The sequence below is a fragment of the Neobacillus niacini genome (assembly GCF_019749295.1).
Classification (GTDB): domain Bacteria; phylum Bacillota; class Bacilli; order Bacillales; family Cytobacillaceae; genus Neobacillus; species Neobacillus niacini_D.
In genome coordinates this window covers 1-15945 of the sequence record NZ_JACWFG010000029.1, presented here as the reverse complement: position 1 = coordinate 15945, position 15945 = coordinate 1, and the positions used below count along the sequence as shown (strand labels likewise).

Annotated in this window: 15 protein-coding genes and 11 tRNA genes; 24 read left to right on the top strand and 2 right to left on the bottom strand. The window is 39.5% G+C overall.

All coding sequences use genetic code 11. The features are described 5' to 3' along the window. Positions 1–39: 39 nt before the first annotated feature. The 6 genes from H0184_RS26175 (at position 40) to H0184_RS26150 (ending at position 6970) form a co-directional block, all read left to right on the top strand. The gene (locus H0184_RS26175) at positions 40–1425 is read left to right on the top strand and encodes a UDP-N-acetylmuramoyl-tripeptide--D-alanyl-D-alanine ligase (protein ID WP_221830545.1); all 1386 of its coding nucleotides are present in this window, start codon (positions 40–42) and stop codon (positions 1423–1425) included. An 86-nt stretch (positions 1426–1511) separates the two neighbouring features. Continuing rightward, positions 1512–2201, top strand: a complete 690-nt coding sequence (locus tag H0184_RS26170; RefSeq protein ID WP_221830541.1) for an alpha/beta hydrolase — start codon at positions 1512–1514, stop codon at positions 2199–2201. A 230-nt stretch (positions 2202–2431) separates the two neighbouring features. After that, the gene (locus H0184_RS26165) at positions 2432–3925 is read left to right on the top strand and encodes a DEAD/DEAH box helicase (RefSeq protein ID WP_313771834.1); all 1494 of its coding nucleotides are present in this window, start codon (positions 2432–2434) and stop codon (positions 3923–3925) included. A 101-nt stretch (positions 3926–4026) separates the two neighbouring features. Further along, a complete protein-coding gene (gene uvsE / locus H0184_RS26160; protein ID WP_221830522.1) occupies positions 4027–4989 on the top strand; it encodes a UV DNA damage repair endonuclease UvsE in 963 nt (320 codons plus the stop codon). A 66-nt stretch (positions 4990–5055) separates the two neighbouring features. Next, complete coding sequence (locus tag H0184_RS26155; RefSeq protein WP_221830516.1) at positions 5056–5535, top strand: PH domain-containing protein; 480 nt, start codon at positions 5056–5058, stop codon at positions 5533–5535. Continuing rightward, positions 5528–6970: a PH domain-containing protein gene (locus H0184_RS26150; RefSeq protein WP_221830506.1), complete on the top strand. Its 1443-nt coding sequence runs from the start codon at positions 5528–5530 to the stop codon at positions 6968–6970. Before H0184_RS26155 ends, H0184_RS26150 begins: the two co-directional genes overlap by 8 nt. 15 nt (positions 6971–6985) lie before the next feature. Here the strand turns inward: H0184_RS26150 and H0184_RS26145 are convergent, their stop codons facing one another. Next, positions 6986–7579, bottom strand: coding sequence for a rhomboid family intramembrane serine protease (locus tag H0184_RS26145; protein ID WP_221830489.1), 594 nt, complete (start codon positions 7577–7579; stop codon positions 6986–6988). 99 nt (positions 7580–7678) lie between these two features. On the opposite strand from H0184_RS26145, the gene acpS reads away from it, so the two are divergent. From acpS to H0184_RS26115, 6 genes are all read left to right on the top strand, one after another. Then, positions 7679–8029 carry a holo-ACP synthase gene (gene acpS / locus H0184_RS26140; protein WP_221830487.1) on the top strand — a complete coding sequence of 117 codons (351 nt, stop codon included), beginning with the start codon at positions 7679–7681 and terminating at the stop codon, positions 8027–8029. Between the two features lie 144 nt (positions 8030–8173). Beyond that, positions 8174–9184 carry a LolA family protein gene (locus tag H0184_RS26135; protein WP_221830483.1) on the top strand — a complete coding sequence of 337 codons (1011 nt, stop codon included), beginning with the start codon at positions 8174–8176 and terminating at the stop codon, positions 9182–9184. Between the two features lie 130 nt (positions 9185–9314). Then, entirely contained in the window at positions 9315–10478 is a 1164-nt protein-coding gene (gene alr, locus H0184_RS26130; protein WP_221830481.1) for an alanine racemase, read from the top strand. A gap of 183 nt (positions 10479–10661) precedes the next feature. Next, positions 10662–10943: a CopG family ribbon-helix-helix protein gene (locus H0184_RS26125; protein ID WP_095251323.1), complete on the top strand. Its 282-nt coding sequence runs from the start codon at positions 10662–10664 to the stop codon at positions 10941–10943. A 4-nt stretch (positions 10944–10947) separates the two neighbouring features. After that, the gene (locus tag H0184_RS26120) at positions 10948–11298 is read left to right on the top strand and encodes a type II toxin-antitoxin system PemK/MazF family toxin (protein ID WP_034673264.1); all 351 of its coding nucleotides are present in this window, start codon (positions 10948–10950) and stop codon (positions 11296–11298) included. Positions 11299–11486: 188 nt separating this feature from the next. Then, a complete protein-coding gene (locus H0184_RS26115; RefSeq protein ID WP_313771833.1) occupies positions 11487–13661 on the top strand; it encodes a Tex family protein in 2175 nt (724 codons plus the stop codon). Positions 13662–13951: 290 nt separating this feature from the next. Here H0184_RS26115 and cmpA read toward each other — a convergent pair whose 3' ends face one another. Further along, positions 13952–14065, bottom strand: coding sequence for a cortex morphogenetic protein CmpA (cmpA, locus tag H0184_RS26110; RefSeq protein WP_095251326.1), 114 nt, complete (start codon positions 14063–14065; stop codon positions 13952–13954). 92 nt (positions 14066–14157) lie between these two features. Here cmpA and H0184_RS26105 point away from each other — a divergent pair, with 92 nt between their 5' ends. From H0184_RS26105 to H0184_RS26050, 12 genes are all read left to right on the top strand, one after another. Continuing rightward, on the top strand, positions 14158–14631 hold the full coding sequence (locus tag H0184_RS26105; protein WP_221830480.1) for a SprT family protein: 474 nt from the start codon (positions 14158–14160) through the stop codon (positions 14629–14631). Between the two features lie 119 nt (positions 14632–14750). Beyond that, positions 14751–14825 (top strand) — tRNA-Asn (locus H0184_RS26100). Between the two features lie 8 nt (positions 14826–14833). Beyond that, positions 14834–14924, top strand: a tRNA-Ser gene (locus H0184_RS26095). A 10-nt stretch (positions 14925–14934) separates the two neighbouring features. Further along, positions 14935–15006: transfer RNA gene (locus tag H0184_RS26090), tRNA-Glu, on the top strand. Between the two features lie 56 nt (positions 15007–15062). Beyond that, positions 15063–15139: transfer RNA gene (locus H0184_RS26085), tRNA-Asp, on the top strand. A 27-nt stretch (positions 15140–15166) separates the two neighbouring features. Then, positions 15167–15241: transfer RNA gene (locus H0184_RS26080), tRNA-Gln, on the top strand. A gap of 1 nt (position 15242) precedes the next feature. Next, positions 15243–15315 (top strand) — tRNA-Lys (locus tag H0184_RS26075). A gap of 39 nt (positions 15316–15354) precedes the next feature. Continuing rightward, positions 15355–15439 (top strand) — tRNA-Leu (locus tag H0184_RS26070). A gap of 66 nt (positions 15440–15505) precedes the next feature. After that, positions 15506–15591, top strand: a tRNA-Leu gene (locus H0184_RS26065). A gap of 62 nt (positions 15592–15653) precedes the next feature. Next, positions 15654–15730, top strand: a tRNA-Arg gene (locus H0184_RS26060). A 6-nt stretch (positions 15731–15736) separates the two neighbouring features. After that, positions 15737–15813, top strand: a tRNA-Pro gene (locus H0184_RS26055). Positions 15814–15828: 15 nt separating this feature from the next. Beyond that, positions 15829–15902 (top strand) — tRNA-Gly (locus tag H0184_RS26050). Positions 15903–15945: the final 43 nt, after the last annotated feature.

Genomic DNA, 15945 nt, shown 5'->3' with positions numbered 1-15945 from the left:
CCGTGTCTTTATTTAAAAACACACAATAGGAGGTTTGAGATGATAAAAAGAACCTTAAAGCAGGTATCAGAAATGATAACTATTAAAAATGACATAACCTCGTTCGCAGATGTGGAAATCAATGGCGTATCCATTGATTCTAGAAAAATTGAGAAGGGGAACTTGTTTATTCCTTTTAAAGGTGAGAACTCCGATGGTCATAAGTACGTAGAGGATTCTCTAAAAAAGGGTGCAGCTGCAGCACTGTGGCAAAGTGATGTGCCTAATCCGCCGACTCATTTGCCAATCGTAATCGTTGAAGATTGCTTAGCAGCACTGCAGGAGTTAGCGAGAGAATATCGTAAACAGTTAGCTGTAAAAGTGGTAGGAATTACCGGGAGTAACGGAAAAACGACAACAAAGGATATGACAGCCTCTATTCTAGCCACGACCTATAAGGTCCAAAAAACAGAGGGGAATTACAATAACCATATTGGTCTTCCTTTGACGGTGTTAGGTTTGGAGAAGGATACTGAAATAGCTGTTTTAGAAATGGGAATGAGTGGAAGAGGGGAAATTGAATTCCTTACAAAACTTGCTTCACCGGATGCAGTTGTGATTACCAATATCGGAGAATCCCATCTTCTTGATCTTGGGTCAAGAGAAGGAATCGCTGAAGCTAAGCTTGAGATATTACAAGGCCTAAAAGAAGGTGGGTTGGCCGTCCTGCATGGCGATGAGCCGCTATTAATGGAACGTATTAATAAATATAAAGGGAATGTTAATGTTCAAACATTTGGAAGAAATGACAGGAATGACTTTTTCCCTTCAGAAATCACACAGTTAGAACAAGGTAACAAGTTTAAAATCAATGTTTCTTCGGAAAGTTTCGAACTTCCTGTGTTAGGGAATCATAATATATTAAATGCGCTGGCGGCAATGATTATTGCTCATTACTTTGATGTGCCCTTCAATAAAATGAATGAGGGATTAACAAAGGTTAAACTTACCAATATGAGAATGGAGCTTGTTGAAGGTGTCCATGGTGAAAAAATTATCAATGACGCCTATAATGCAAGCCCTACCTCGATGATGGCAGCGATTGAATTAGTTTCTAACCTTAGGGGTTATAAAAAAATCATTCTAGTACTGGGAGATATGCTTGAATTAGGACCTCAGGAAGAACAATACCATCAGCAAATTGGTGAGGGATTGAACCCAGAGAAGATTGATTTGGTATTTACTTTTGGAAAGTTAGCAGAACGCATTGCTGAGGGTGCACGTTCCGTTTTAGGGACAGAGAAGGTTTTTTCCTTTATGGATAAGGATGAGCTAATTAAAAAGTTAGAACAGCAAGTAACGAATGATTCATTGGTCCTTGTTAAGGCCTCAAGGGGAATGAAATTAGAGGAAATTGTAACGGCATTACAAAAAAGTAACAATTAATAACCAAGAATAAAACCGTATGCTAAATGCTGTTATTGGAACAATAAAGAAAAATATTCTTTAAAAGTAAAGCAGGTGGAGAGAACATGATTGGCTGTTTATGTATTCATGGCTTTACCGGTGCACCATATGAAGTTGAGCCGCTTGCTGAGTATTTAACGAAGCATACAGATTGGATATTCAGTGTCCCGACTCTTCCTGGCCATGGTGAAAATCTTTCTTTAAAAGGTGTCCATTATCAACAGTGGATTGAACATGCAGAAGCAGAACTAAAGAAATTAATTGAGACATGTGATCATGTCTATGTGATAGGTTTTTCCATGGGCGGTATGATCGCAAGCCTTTTAGCTGCAAAGTATCCAGTGGACAAGCTTGTACTACTCAGTGCAGCAGCTTATTACCTAAACCCTAAACAAATGGCAAATGAAATTAAATCAATGATTATGGATTCATTAAAAGGAAACTTAGAAAGTAATGAATTTTTTCAGCGCTATAAAAGAAAAATAAAAGCAACTCCCATAAAAGCGACTTTACAATTTCGCAGGCTCGTATCTTATATCAAACCACTTCTCCCCCAGGTAGAAGTGCCAACGCTGATTGCACAGGGGGAATGTGATGGAATCGTCCCTCCTAAAAGTGCAGAATACTTATACCGTACCATTAGTGCAAAAACAAAGAGGCTTACGTATATAAAGGATTCCAGCCATCATATTTGTCACTGTGAGGAAAAAGAGGCCCTATTTTCCCAGGTGTATGACTTTTTGATGGAGCGGTAATGGCTGATATGGGAACCGTAAAAAAACCGCATTAATTGCAATAAGTTTGTAAAAGTGTTATGATTATCAGCAACGTGTCTAAAGAACGAGTAAAATAGGGCATACTCCTTTGGAGGGATGTCTTTTTTTTGGTAAAATAAAGATGTTACCTAATTACGGCATTTTGATGCGAATCAAAGCATTAACGCATATAGATTAAATTTTTATATAAATGAAGGAGAATGAAAACATTGACAAAGTTTGAAGATTTAGGCCTAAGTCAGGCAACTTTACAAGCTGTCCTTAAAATGGGTTTTGAGGAAGCTACACCAATTCAGTCAGAAACAATTCCAATGGGCTTAGCTGGTAAGGATTTAATTGGGCAGGCACAAACAGGAACTGGTAAAACAGCTGCATTTGGTATTCCTTTGGTTGAAAAAATTGATGTAAGCAAGGACGCGATTCAAGGAATCATTATTGCTCCTACACGTGAGCTTGCGATTCAAGTATCGGAAGAGCTATATAAAATCGGTTCTGGAAAGCGAGTTCGTGTTTTATCCATATACGGCGGACAGGATATCAGCCGTCAAATCCGTTCACTAAAAAAATTCCCACATATTATTGTTGGAACACCTGGACGTGTATTAGACCATATCAACAGAAAAACTATGCGTCTTGATACAGTAAATACTGTTATTCTTGACGAAGCGGATGAAATGCTTAATATGGGATTCATTGAGGATATTGAATCTATTCTTGCAGCAACACCGGCAGAACGCCAAACTTTGCTTTTCTCAGCTACAATGCCAGGACCAATTCAAAGAATGGCTGAGAAGTTTATGAAGGATCCTCAAATCGTTCGTGTTAAAACGAAGGAAATGACCGTTCCTGCGATTGAACAATATTACCTAGAGGTAATGGAAAAAAATAAATTTGACGTGTTAACAAGACTCCTTGATATTCAGTCTCCAGAATTGGCGATTATTTTTGGACGTACAAAACGCCGTGTGGATGAATTATCTGAGGCATTAACGCTAAGAGGCTATACTGCTGAAGGTATTCATGGTGACTTAACACAGGCAAAGCGTATTCAAGTCCTTCGTAAGTTTAAAGAAGGTACCATTGATGTTCTAGTAGCGACGGACGTAGCTGCAAGGGGTCTGGATATTTCAGGTGTAACACATGTTTACAACTTTGATATTCCACAGGATCCAGAAAGCTATGTACACCGTATCGGCCGTACAGGTCGTGCTGGTAAGTCAGGTATGGCATTAACCTTCATCACACCACGTGAGAAGTCTTACCTAACCATTTTGGAAAGAACAACTAGACATAAGATGGAGAGAATGACTGCTCCTACTCTAGATGAAGCATTAGAAGGTCAACAACGTGCAGTTGTGGACAAAATCGTGCAAACAATCGAAGGAAATAACCTTCAGTATTATAAGAGAGCTGCCAACGAATTACTTGAAGAGAATGATGCTTCAACTGTCATTGCAGCTGTGTTGAAAATGTTAACAAAGGAACCAGATACAACTCCTGTTAAGTTAACAGAAGAAGCACCGCTTCATTCTAAGAGAGACAGAAAGCCGCAAGATCGTGACCGCAGAAGAAGAGATGACAACAGAGGCGGATACAATTCTTCACGCGGCGGAGACCGCGACCGTAAAAAGTCACCTGCTAAACCAAGAACAGGTGAAAAGCGCGCATCTGGAAAACCAAAACCAAGAAGCTTCAACAGATAATACACTTTTGAGAGCATGGACACAGTCCAATGCTCTCTTTTTTATTTTTTCGAGTGGTTAATGGGAACATTAATGGTAACAGCTTGTTAGGAGTGATTGTGATGATTGTTAAACTTGGGTATGTTGCAATGAGTGTAGAGCTTCAAAATGCTTCGCCTTCACAAACCATGACGTTTGCACAATTTAGCAAGATAAAAGATCGAGAAGCGGCTATTCGAAAGCTTGAGCGGATAGCGGTATCAAATATAAATAATTGTTTAAGGTTATTAAAGCATAATGCGGGAAATCAGATTCATTTTTTTCGATTAAGCTCCCGTCTAATTCCACTAGCCAATCATGAGGAACTACCTGATTGGGATTATATAAAGCCGCTGAAAGAATCATTAAAAGAGATTGGTGATTATCTTAAAGAGCACCCAATGCGGGTTGATTTTCACCCGGATCATTTTGTTGTGCTCAATACACCGAACAAGGATATTCTTTCGAATGCATTAAAAACACTTGTTATGCATAAGAAATTACTTAATGGAATGGATATTGATAGTGAACATCGTTGTGTACTTCATACAGGAGGAGGCTACGATGATAAGGAAAAGGCACTTGAACAGTTTATTCACAATTGGGGTTATATCCCTCCTTCCATTCAAACCATGATTATGCTTGAAAATGATGATACAACGTTTACCGTGAAAGAAACACTTTATCTTTGTGAAAAGCTAGGAATTCCGATGGTGTTTGATTATCACCATCATTTGGCCAATCATGAAGAGGTGGAGTGGCAGGAGGATTGGGAACGGATCGTAAATACTTGGAAGACATCCCCCCTTCCTGTGAAAATGCATATATCGAGTCCTCGCTCGGAAAAGGAATATAGGGCACATGCAGATTATGTTGACCCAGAAATGTTTTTGGAATTCCTTCATAAAATTAAGGGAAGTGTTCCAGAGATACACTGTATGATAGAAGCTAAGCAAAAGGACGCTGCTCTTTTTAAATTGATGGAGGATTTGCAAGGCAGGCAAGAAATTAAGATTGTGGACCAATCAAGCTTTGTTGTGGAATAACTTGGATGTATCCTTCCTGATTACATTGTATACTTAAGAGAAGGCATAGGGATGGGGAGGAGAATTATGTTACTTGAGCCTAAAAGACGAATATCAAGAAGAGCATTAACAGTATGGAAAATCTCAGGTGCAATAACGATTGCGATAAGCTGGATCTTAGCAGGTGCGGCGATCTTCTTTTTACATATTTTTAATGGTCCATTTTGGATTTCAGTATTATTAATTGGAATGGAACTTATTTCTACTTACTTATTCATTTTTTTACTGCCATCACTAAAATGGAAGCGATGGCGTTATGATGTAAGAGATGAAGAAATTGAACTTCAGGAAGGGATTTTCATCGTAAAGCGGACATTAATCCCAATGGTTCGTGTTCAGCATGTTGATACGGTGCAGGGACCTATTTTACGAAGATATCAATTAGCTTCGGTCATTGTTAATACAGCTGCAACTTCACATGAAATTCCTGCATTAGAAGAGAGTGAGGCTGAAAGTTTAAGGCACTTCATTTCCAATTTAGCAAGGGTGGCGGATGAAGATGTTTGAACCGAAAAGACTTCATCCGATTGTGATCGTGTTGACAATTGGTAAAAGGTTTAAGGATTTGATTTTCAGCTTTATCGCATTATTCTTTATTTGGAATAAAGGAGACGGAGGCAGGTTGGTGCTTTTTGGAGTTATCGCTGTAGCTATCATTGCCATCGTTTTGACAAGTATTCTTTCCTGGCTTCGATATACATACAGGTTAGAGCAGAATGAGCTTCGAATAGAGTATGGGGTTTTTGTCCGCAAGAAACGTTACATTCCTTTGGAGCGTATTCAAAGTTTGGATATATCAGAAGGGATTCTTCAGCGGTTATGCGGGATGGTGAAGGTCAAGATTGAAACTGCGGGAGGAAGCGGGACGGATGAAGCAGAAGCAGTTCTTTCAGCTATCTCTAAAGACGAAGCACGCATTATACAAGAATATGTAAGGGCTGCTAAAAGCCCTACGCAAACTGTTGAATCCGTTGCGGAAAGTACTAATGAACCTATCTATACGATCACTCAGCCGCAGTTAATTGTACTGTCGCTAACCTCAGGCGGAGTAGGGGTAGTTATATCGGCTGTTTTGGCTTTTTTTTCTCAGCTGGATGATTTAATTCCTTATGAAAGATTATTTCGAGGAGTCGAACAATGGGACGTTAGTAATCTGATAATGATCATCCTGTTTGTTTTTGGAGGATTCGTTGTTGCTTGGATTATTGCTCTTATTGGAACTATGTTGAAATATGCAAATTTCAATGTCATTAAAACAGAACGTGATTTGATTATTTCTCAAGGACTATTAGAAAAAAGGCAGATTACTATTCCATTAACTCGCATTCAGGCGATTAGAATTAATGAGAATATCGTTCGTCAATGGCTTGGTTATGCAAGTGTTATGGTTGAAAGTGCTGGTGGTTCAGCTAGTAATCAGGAAGGTTCAAAGGTAATGCTCCTGCCTCTTATAAAGTTACAAGCAATTGAAGAAATCTTAGGGCCGCATCTTACGGAATATCAACTCAAAACCAATTTTAACCCTGTACCTAAAAGAGCGTTGATCCGCTATGTTTTTCGAAGCTGGATCATTATTGTTCCTATCGTTGCAGCATCTATTTTCTTCCTAAAGACATGGGGAATGCTTTCATTGCTCCTGCTGGCTTGGTGTACATTTTGGGGTGTTTTGAAATATAAGGATGCAGGATGGAAATTGGCGGAGCAGCAGTTAAATCTTCGTTTTCGAACCATCGTCAGGTCTACTGTATTTATTAAGAAAAATAAAATTCAAAGTCTAGAAGTAAAAGAGAGTTATTTTCAAAAAAGAAAGGGCTTGGGTTCCCTGGAAGCATTTGTGAAGGTTGGTTTCGGTGGAGCCGGCGGACGCGTAATAGATATGGACAAAAATGATGTGAAGGATGTTTACTCTTGGTTTTCGAGGGATGACAATAAAAGGGATTGAACCAGAAATATTGGCTCAATCCCTCTTTTTATTATAAGAAATGGCTCCTAGTAATAGACCGCCTAATAACCCGAAAATATGGGCAGTGATATTAATATTGGGCTGTATGAAGGTCATAATCAAGCTAAGTGCACAAATAATTAGGATAACTTGCGAATTTTGCTGTGAGAGCATATGCTTGCGGAAGAGAATAATACTTATATAATAACCAAATAAACCAAAGATAGCTCCACTTGATCCGACATGTACATAGGTTAATGGTTCAAGAAGTAAAGTTGCTACATTAGCAAGAATGCCAGAAACTAAGTAGACAAGAATGAATTTACCTTTACCTAGCATCCTCTCAAGTGCTGGTCCAAAAAGGACAAGGGAGAAGCTGTTAAATAAGACATGAGTAAACCCGCCGTGCATAAAAATAGCTGTAACAAGTCTCCAGTACTCACCCTCTTTAATATAGAGGTTAACCCCTGAAAAAGTGGCTTTAAACCAGAAGTTCGGGAAAATAGGCAAGGCAGTCAAAAGATATAATAGGAGATGAATGGCAATAATAATAGAAACAACTGGATAAAAGCGGATAAATTCGCGAAAACTCTCTGTTCTCGTAAACATAAAAACCCCCTGAATATTCTTTACTTATAATAATAGACCGAATTCTGGTCTTGTAGTACTATTATGCATTGCTATCTTTAAATAGAAGGGATTTAGAGCATGATTAAAGGGATTGGAATTGATATTATTGAACTTTCCAGAATTGAAGAGATTGTTACTAGGCAAAAGAAATTAGTGGATCGTATATTAACTGAAAATGAAAAACAAACGTTTGAACAACTCCCTGAACGAAGAAAGGTTGAATTTCTAGCAGGACGGTTTGCTGCGAAAGAAGCCTATTCTAAGGCTGTTGGAACGGGAATTGGCAAGGAATTATCCTTTCTAGATATAGAAATAGACACAGATCATTTAGGAAAGCCTTTTATAGCTAAGCCCGAAATTATAGGGTTTATTTCAATCTCACATAGTAGAGAGTATGCTGTCGCTCAGGTTATTATTGAAGAATTGTAAAAAACGAATTCAAGACATTCACATGGAATTCTTTCAATCCTTTTATCATATTCCAAAAGGTTGTCTCATATATTCATAGGGAAATGGGAGAGACAAGTCTTCTTTATATTCATATGAAAATGAGACAAGAAGGGGTTGAAGGATTTGAAGAAAAGGTTTTTGCTTGTTATTACGGGGTTAATGGTCATCTTTCTACTTGCTGCCTGTGGCTCTAAGTCAAAAGATGATGTGGTGGAAGAGTTAAATGGAAAACTTAATGATTTAACGGGCTATAAAGTAGACGCGAAAATGACGTTAAAAATGGGTACTGATTCACAAGTGTACAACGTTGAAATTTGGCATAAGGATCCAACATTCTACCGCGTCAATTTAAAAAATGCAGAAAAGGATCAAAGCCAGATGATTTTACGCAATAATGAAGGTGTTTTTGTCTTAACCCCTGCCCTTAAAAAGAGCTTCAAGTTCCAAAGTGATTGGCCGCAAAATAGCAGTCAGGCCTATTTATATGAATCGTTAATCAAAGACATTGTGGAAGACAAAGAATCTAAATTCACTGCTACGAAGGAACATTATGTTTTTGAAACAAAAACACGCTATCAAAACAATAGTATGCTGCCAATCCAAGAAATTAAACTAAATAAAGAGGATTTATCGCCGGCAACGGTGAAGGTGATGGATCCAGATCGAAATGCTCTTGTAACAGTAGAGTTTTCTAAGGTTAAATTTAATGCCAGCTTTGATGATAGTGATTTTGATATGAAAAAGAATATGACGCGTGCTGATCTTAACTTGCCAGTAATGGCCGATAGTAAGGATGAAGCATTTTCGGTTAAATATCCAACTGCTGATCTTGGTTCGAAGTTAGTGGATGAAAAAGAAGTGAAACTAGAGGATGGGAAACGTGTCGTCCTAACCTACGAGGGTGAAAAGTCCTTCACGATTGTACAGGAAAAGGTAACGGTAAAAGAAGCATCTTCGTCGCCGACCTATGTGGATGGGGATTTGGTTGATCTAGGCTTTACCATTGGTGCTGTTTCCGAAGGTTCTATTACTTGGACTGTCGATGGTGTAGACTACATGATCGCATCGAATGACTTAACAGAAAAAGAACTAGTTGAAATTGCAAGAACAGTCCAAGGAGATGTCGAAAAATAAATAGTAATCGAACAGGCTCTTAAATGGGGCCTGTTTTTTTAATTTGACATCAGCAACAACAAGTTTGATAATCAATAATGGAAAATATAATCGAATAAAATGTTATTTTAAGTAATTAGGAAGTGGAATAATGTCAGAGCAGGGCTATTTTTATAGAGATACATGGGCAGAGGTTGATTTGGATTACATTCTCTCAAATGTTGCTTCTGTCAAAAAACTTTTGCCTCCCAAAGTGGAGATTATTGCTGTCGTAAAGGCAAATGCTTACGGTCATGGAGACGTTAAGGTGGCAGAGAGTGCACTTAAAGCCGGAGCAACCTATTTAGCAGTAGCATTTATGGATGAAGCCATTGCCCTTCGGAATAAGGGGATAAAGGCACCTATTCTAGTCCTAGGGGCTACACGTCCAGAGGATGTGGAGCTGGCTCTCAAGTTTGACATCACTATAACAGTATTTCAGATTGAATGGATTAAAGCCGCCCAATCGTATCTTCCAAAGGATAAGGTTCTTCCGGTGCATATTAAGCTCGATACTGGAATGGGCAGGATTGGAATACGCACAAAGGAAGAGTTAGCGGCGGTTGAACATATGATTTCTAGTGATGAACGGCTTGAAATTGAAGGTATCTTTACGCACTTTGCAACAGCAGATGAAGTGGATCAGACCTACTTAAATCAACAAATAGACTTATTTCATGATTTACTTACGGTTTTAGTGGAGCAGCCAAAATATATCCATTGCAGCAATAGTGCTGCGGCTTTACGTTTCCCAAAAGCTAATTTTAATGCTGTTCGTCTTGGGATAGCGATGTACGGGTTAACACCCTCGCCAGAAATTGAACATGAGATTCCTTTTCCTCTAAAAGAGGCTTTTTCGCTCCGTTCGCGGCTTGTCCATGTGAAAAAGCTTAATAAAGGTGATAAAGTCAGCTATGGTGCTACTTACGAGGCTGAGGCCGAGGAGTGGATTGGAACCATTCCAATTGGATATGCGGATGGCTGGATTCGCAGGCTTCAAGGGCAGGAAGTATTGGTTGAGGGAAAAAGGGTGCCAATTGTTGGCAGGATTTGTATGGATCAATGTATGGTAAAATTACCACATGAAGTTGCAGTTGGAACAACCGTTACTTTAATTGGCAGTGAAAATGAGGAATTTATTTCTGTTAATGAAATTGCTCAAAAGCTAGAAACCATTAATTATGAAGTGCCTTGTATTATCTCAACAAGGGTGCCCCGTCTATATAAACAAGGCGGGAAAATTGTTGTATTAAAAAACTATCTTCTTCATGAATAATTGGGCTATTAATTAAATTGAGACATATTTATGATAATGCGGAAATTTGTGCATAAAAGGTAGTTTGTTTGGCCTATAATACAGAAGTATTATAATTAGTCTATGCATGATGGGCATTAAGTGGTATTATTAAATATGGTAGATAGAAAAAATGGTGTGTAGTGATGGTGGAGGTGTATGTTTGTGTCTGAATCCGGCGCAACTACGGAAATCTTAGTAAAATTACCGCAACATCTTTTAACCGAGTTAGATGGTTTTGTGAAATTAGAAAACGTTAACCGGAGCGAGTTTATTTATCAAGCAACTAAAATGTATTTACGCGAACGAAAAAAGAGACAAATTCGCGAATCCATGAGACGTGGATACATGGAAATGGCAATGATCAATTTATCGATTGCATCAGAAGCATTTCAAGCAGAATTTGAGGCAGAGCACACAGTTGAACGTCTTGTAAGCGGAGGGTAATCCCTTGATTGTCAAGCGTGGTGACGTATATTTCGCGGACCTATCCCCAGTTGTTGGTTCTGAACAAGGCGGCGTCCGTCCTGTACTTGTCATTCAAAACGACATCGGGAATCGGTTTAGTCCCACAGTTATTGTTGCAGCGATTACAGCTCAAATTCAAAAAGCGAAGCTTCCCACTCATGTAGAAATTGATGCGAAGCGCTACGGTTTTGAACGAGATTCAGTCATACTTTTAGAACAGATTCGTACAATTGATAAACAGCGGTTAACCGATAAAATAACCCATCTCGATGACGAAATGATGGAAAAAGTGGATGAAGCCTTGCGAGTAAGTATAGGTCTCATCGAATTTTAGTATTAAATGCACGCTCTTTTTAAGAAAGAGCGTTTTTTTATACGTATGCTTTAAACCTCATATTTGTTTCTGCCTTTTAGCAAGCTAATTAGCTTGCTATTTTTTTATTGAGAGAAAGAAATAGCTCTTGTAATGAATCGATTGTGGTAATTTGATACAATATGGTAATAGGAATGGAGGTTTGTGTTGTGAATGATACAGTTGTAAAAGATGAACAGCTTCTTGGAAAAGTAGCTGCAGAGTTGACCATATCTCATAAACAGGTAAAGAGTGTGATCTCGTTATTGAATGAGGGCAACACGGTGCCATTTATTGCCCGCTACCGTAAAGAAATGACGGGGGCGCTCGATGAAGTTCAAATAAAAAATATTCAGGATCGCTGGCAATACATACAAAACCTAGAGCAAAGGAAGGAAGAAGTACTTCGAACCATTGCAGAACAGGGTAAATTAACGGATGAGCTTACACATAAAATAACAAAAGCAGAAAAGCTTCAAGAGGTTGAAGATTTATATCGGCCATATAAACAAAAGCGACGTACAAAAGCTACAGTTGCGAAGGAGAAGGGGCTGGAGCCCTTAGCTGAATGGCTGTTAACTTTTCCGATGACACCCATTGAGGATAAGGCTAGGGAGTTTATATCAGATGAAAAAGAAGTCCTTACTGTTGAAGACGCTATTGCTGGCGCGAAGGATATTATTGCTGAAATGATCTCCGATGATGCTGAGGGGCGGAAATGGATTCGAAATGAAACCTTTAAGTCCGGTAAGGTAGAGTCCACAGTAAAAGATGCTGATAAGGACGAGAAAAAGGTATATGAAATGTACTATGAATATGAGGAACCAGTAAATAAAATCGTCCCTCATCGAATTCTTGCTCTAAACCGCGGCGAAAAAGAAGATATCTTAAGGGTATCCATTAAGATGAATAATGACATCATTCTTTCTTACTTATCGAGAAAATGGATACGTGCCCAGCACTCGCCTGCAGCACCCCTCGTTATCGAGGCAATAGAAGATAGCTATAAGCGTCTGATCCAACCCTCGATCGAAAGGGAAATTCGAAGTGAACTAAATGATAAAGGTGAAGAACAGGCGATTCATATCTTTTCAGAAAATCTGCGAAACTTACTTTTGCAGCCGCCATTAAAAGGAAAAGTGGTCATTGGTGTGGATCCAGCTTATCGGACAGGCTGTAAGCTTGCTGTAGTGGATGAAACAGGAAAGGTATTAAAGATAGATGTAATCTATCCGCATCCGCCCGTATCAAAGACAAAGGAAGCAAAAGAAAAGTTTATTCGAATTCTCCGTGACTATAAAGTAGAGATGGCTGCCATTGGGAACGGAACCGCTTCGAGGGAAACGGAACAATTCGTTGCAGATATCCTTAAAGAAATGGAAGAGGAAATCTTTTATTTGATTGTTAATGAGGCGGGTGCGAGTGTGTACTCGGCGTCTGATATAGCGAGAGAAGAATTCCCTGATTTTCAAGTTGAGGAAAGAAGTGCGGTTTCAATCGCTAGAAGATTACAAGATCCGCTGGCTGAGCTGGTTAAAATAGATCCAAAATCAGTCGGTGTTGGTCAATACCAACATGATGTTACCCAAAAACGTCTATCCGAATCGCTGCATTTTGTTGTTGAAACAGCGGTAAACCGAGTAGGTGTTAATGTAAATACAGCTTCAGCCTCTCTGCTGCAATATGTTGCAGGGCTAACGAAAACGGCCGCACACAACATTGTGAAGAAAAGGGAAGAAGAAGGTAAATTTACGAGCAGGGTGCAATTAAAGAAAGTCCCTCGTCTAGGAGCGAAAACCTATGAACAAGCAATTGGATTCTTGAGAGTATTGGATGGAAAGCAGCCGTTAGACCGGACTGGAATTCACCCAGAGAACTATGATGAAGTGAAGAAACTATTATCCAGCCTAGGCTTTTCGGCTAAGGATTTAGGAACCGCACAATTACGGGATGCGTTAAGTGGACTTGATCTAAGGACGGTGTCTGCTGAACTAGAGATTGGGGAGCTGACGTTAAAAGATATTATCGATGCGCTAGTAAGACCAGAGCGTGATCCTCGTGATGACTTGCCTCGTCCTCTATTGAAGAAGGATGTTCTCAAATTAGAAGATCTAAGTGCAGGAATGGAACTCCAAGGTACCGTTAGGAACGTAGTTGATTTTGGTGCATTTGTGGATATTGGAGTGAAGCAGGACGGCCTTGTTCATATATCTAAGCTAAGTAATCGTTTTGTAAAACATCCATTAGATATTGTATCTGTGGGTGATGTAGTAACCGTTTGGGTAGATTCAGTTGATATGAAAAAGGGCAGAGTAGCTTTAACTATGCTGGCTCCATCTAAGTAAGAGAATGCTTTTTGACCAACTTTTTAAAGTTGGTCTTTTTTGTGCTTGATAATAGAGAGGGAAGGTCTGAGATCCTAGAGAACGGTAAGGATGTAGAGAATGGTCACTCATAGTGAGTATGAGAGCTCGAAAACAGCAGAAAGCCGGGATAGCGGTCACTCATAGGTGTTATGAGTGACCAAAAACAGCAAAAAGAAGAGAAAATGGTCACTCATAGTGAGTATGAGTGACCGAAAACAGAAAAAAGAATAAAAAGCGATCACTCATAATTGAAAAGACCCTAATTCTCTTTATGAAATATGTTTCTTTCTGTAAAAAAACCAGCACTGATTTAACAATTTAATTTGATATCGGTCTTTCTCATAAAAAGCTCTTTTCATTTGGTTTTGAAACCAAGTAGGCATAGACTAACCTCCCGAAAAGTAGATCATTATAGGTATATACAATATATGCTATAATAGGTTGTCACGTTCGCTTTAAAAAGGAGGGAAGCTAAATGGAGGATAAAGAACTACAAAAATTAGTTGAAAAAGTCTCAATTGAATCTTTTGGAAAGCCTTTTAGGCATAAAGCCTCCTTTAATAGCAGACTGCGCTCAACGGGAGGAAGATATCTTCTCGGGACTCACAATATCGATATCAATAAAAAGTACTTAGATCAACTGGGATTAAACGAGTTAATAGGAATAATAAAACATGAACTCTGTCATTACCATCTTCATATAGAAGGAAAAGGATATCAGCACCGTGATCCAGATTTTAAAATGCTCTTAAAAAAAGTAGGAGCACCGAGATTTTGCAGTCCTCTTCTTGAAAAACCTAAGAAACGCACCTCTAATAAAATCCTCCTTTATGAATGCACAAAATGCCATCAGCGATATAAAAGAAAACGAAGCATTAATATAGATCGATACGTGTGTGGGAAGTGCAGGGGGAAACTAAAAAAGGTAATGGAACTGCAAGGTGAATGAGGAAATAATTTGCATATTATTTTATCGGAAAATCGTATTGACTTTATAATACATCGTCATTATAATGTAAAGAGTCGACAAGGTAATAGTGCTTGTCTGATTGAAATACATTATCTTATTCCGCAGTAGCTCAGTGGTAGAGCTATCGGCTGTTAACCGATCGGTCGTAGGTTCGAGTCCTACCTGCGGAGCCATTTTTTATGGGGAAGTACTCAAGAGGCTGAAGAGGCGCCCCTGCTAAGGGTGTAGGTCGGGTAACCGGCGCGAGGGTTCAAATCCCTCCTTCTCCGCCATAAAAAATCTGGCCCCTTGGTCAAGTGGTTAAGACACCTCCCTTTCACGGAGGTAACACGGGTTCGAATCCCGTAGGGGTCATCAGGGACGGGAGATGATTATAGCTCATTTCCTGTTTCTTATTTAAAACATCATTTGGTCCGGTAGTTCAGTTGGTTAGAATGCCTGCCTGTCACGCAGGAGGTCGCGGGTTCGAGTCCCGTCCGGACCGCCATTTTCTAAAAAATGGGATTTGTAATATTGGGCTATAGCCAAGCGGTAAGGCATCGCACTTTGACTGCGACATGCGTTGGTTCAAATCCAGCTAGCCCAGCCAAGAGCCATTAGCTCAGTTGGTAGAGCATCTGACTTTTAATCAGAGGGTCGAAGGTTCGAGTCCTTCATGGCTCATTAAGATTTTTTGCACAAGCAAATAATCTTTCTTATAATGCGGGTGTGGCGGAATTGGCAGACGCACCAGACTTAGGATCTGGCGCCGCAAGGCGTGGGGGTTCGACTCCCTTCACCCGCACCAATCAATTATTGACTCTTGAAAAATGGTTGATAATCTGATATGATAGTAAATGTCGCTAAAACATATGCGGTCGTGGCGGAATGGCAGACGCGCTAGGTTGAGGGCCTAGTGGGGGCAACCCCGTGGAGGTTCAAGTCCTCTCGGCCGCACCAAAAAAAGATGTTGACATTTCAAATCTAGTTTGGTACAATATAAAAGTTGACTTTGAAAGTTTGCGCCCGTAGCTCAATTGGATAGAGTGTCTGACTACGGATCAGAAGGTTATGGGTTCGACTCCTTTCGGGCGCGCCATATATACGGGAAGTAGCTCAGCTTGGCAGAGCACTTGGTTTGGGACCAAGGGGTCGCAGGTTCGAATCCTGTCTTCCCGACCATTCAAAATTTTATATGCGGGTGTAGTTTAGTGGTAAAACCTCAGCCTTCCAAGCTGATGTTGTGAGTTCGATTCTCATCACCCGCTCCAATTTTATTTATATAATTGCTCTTTGAAAACTAAACAAACAGTA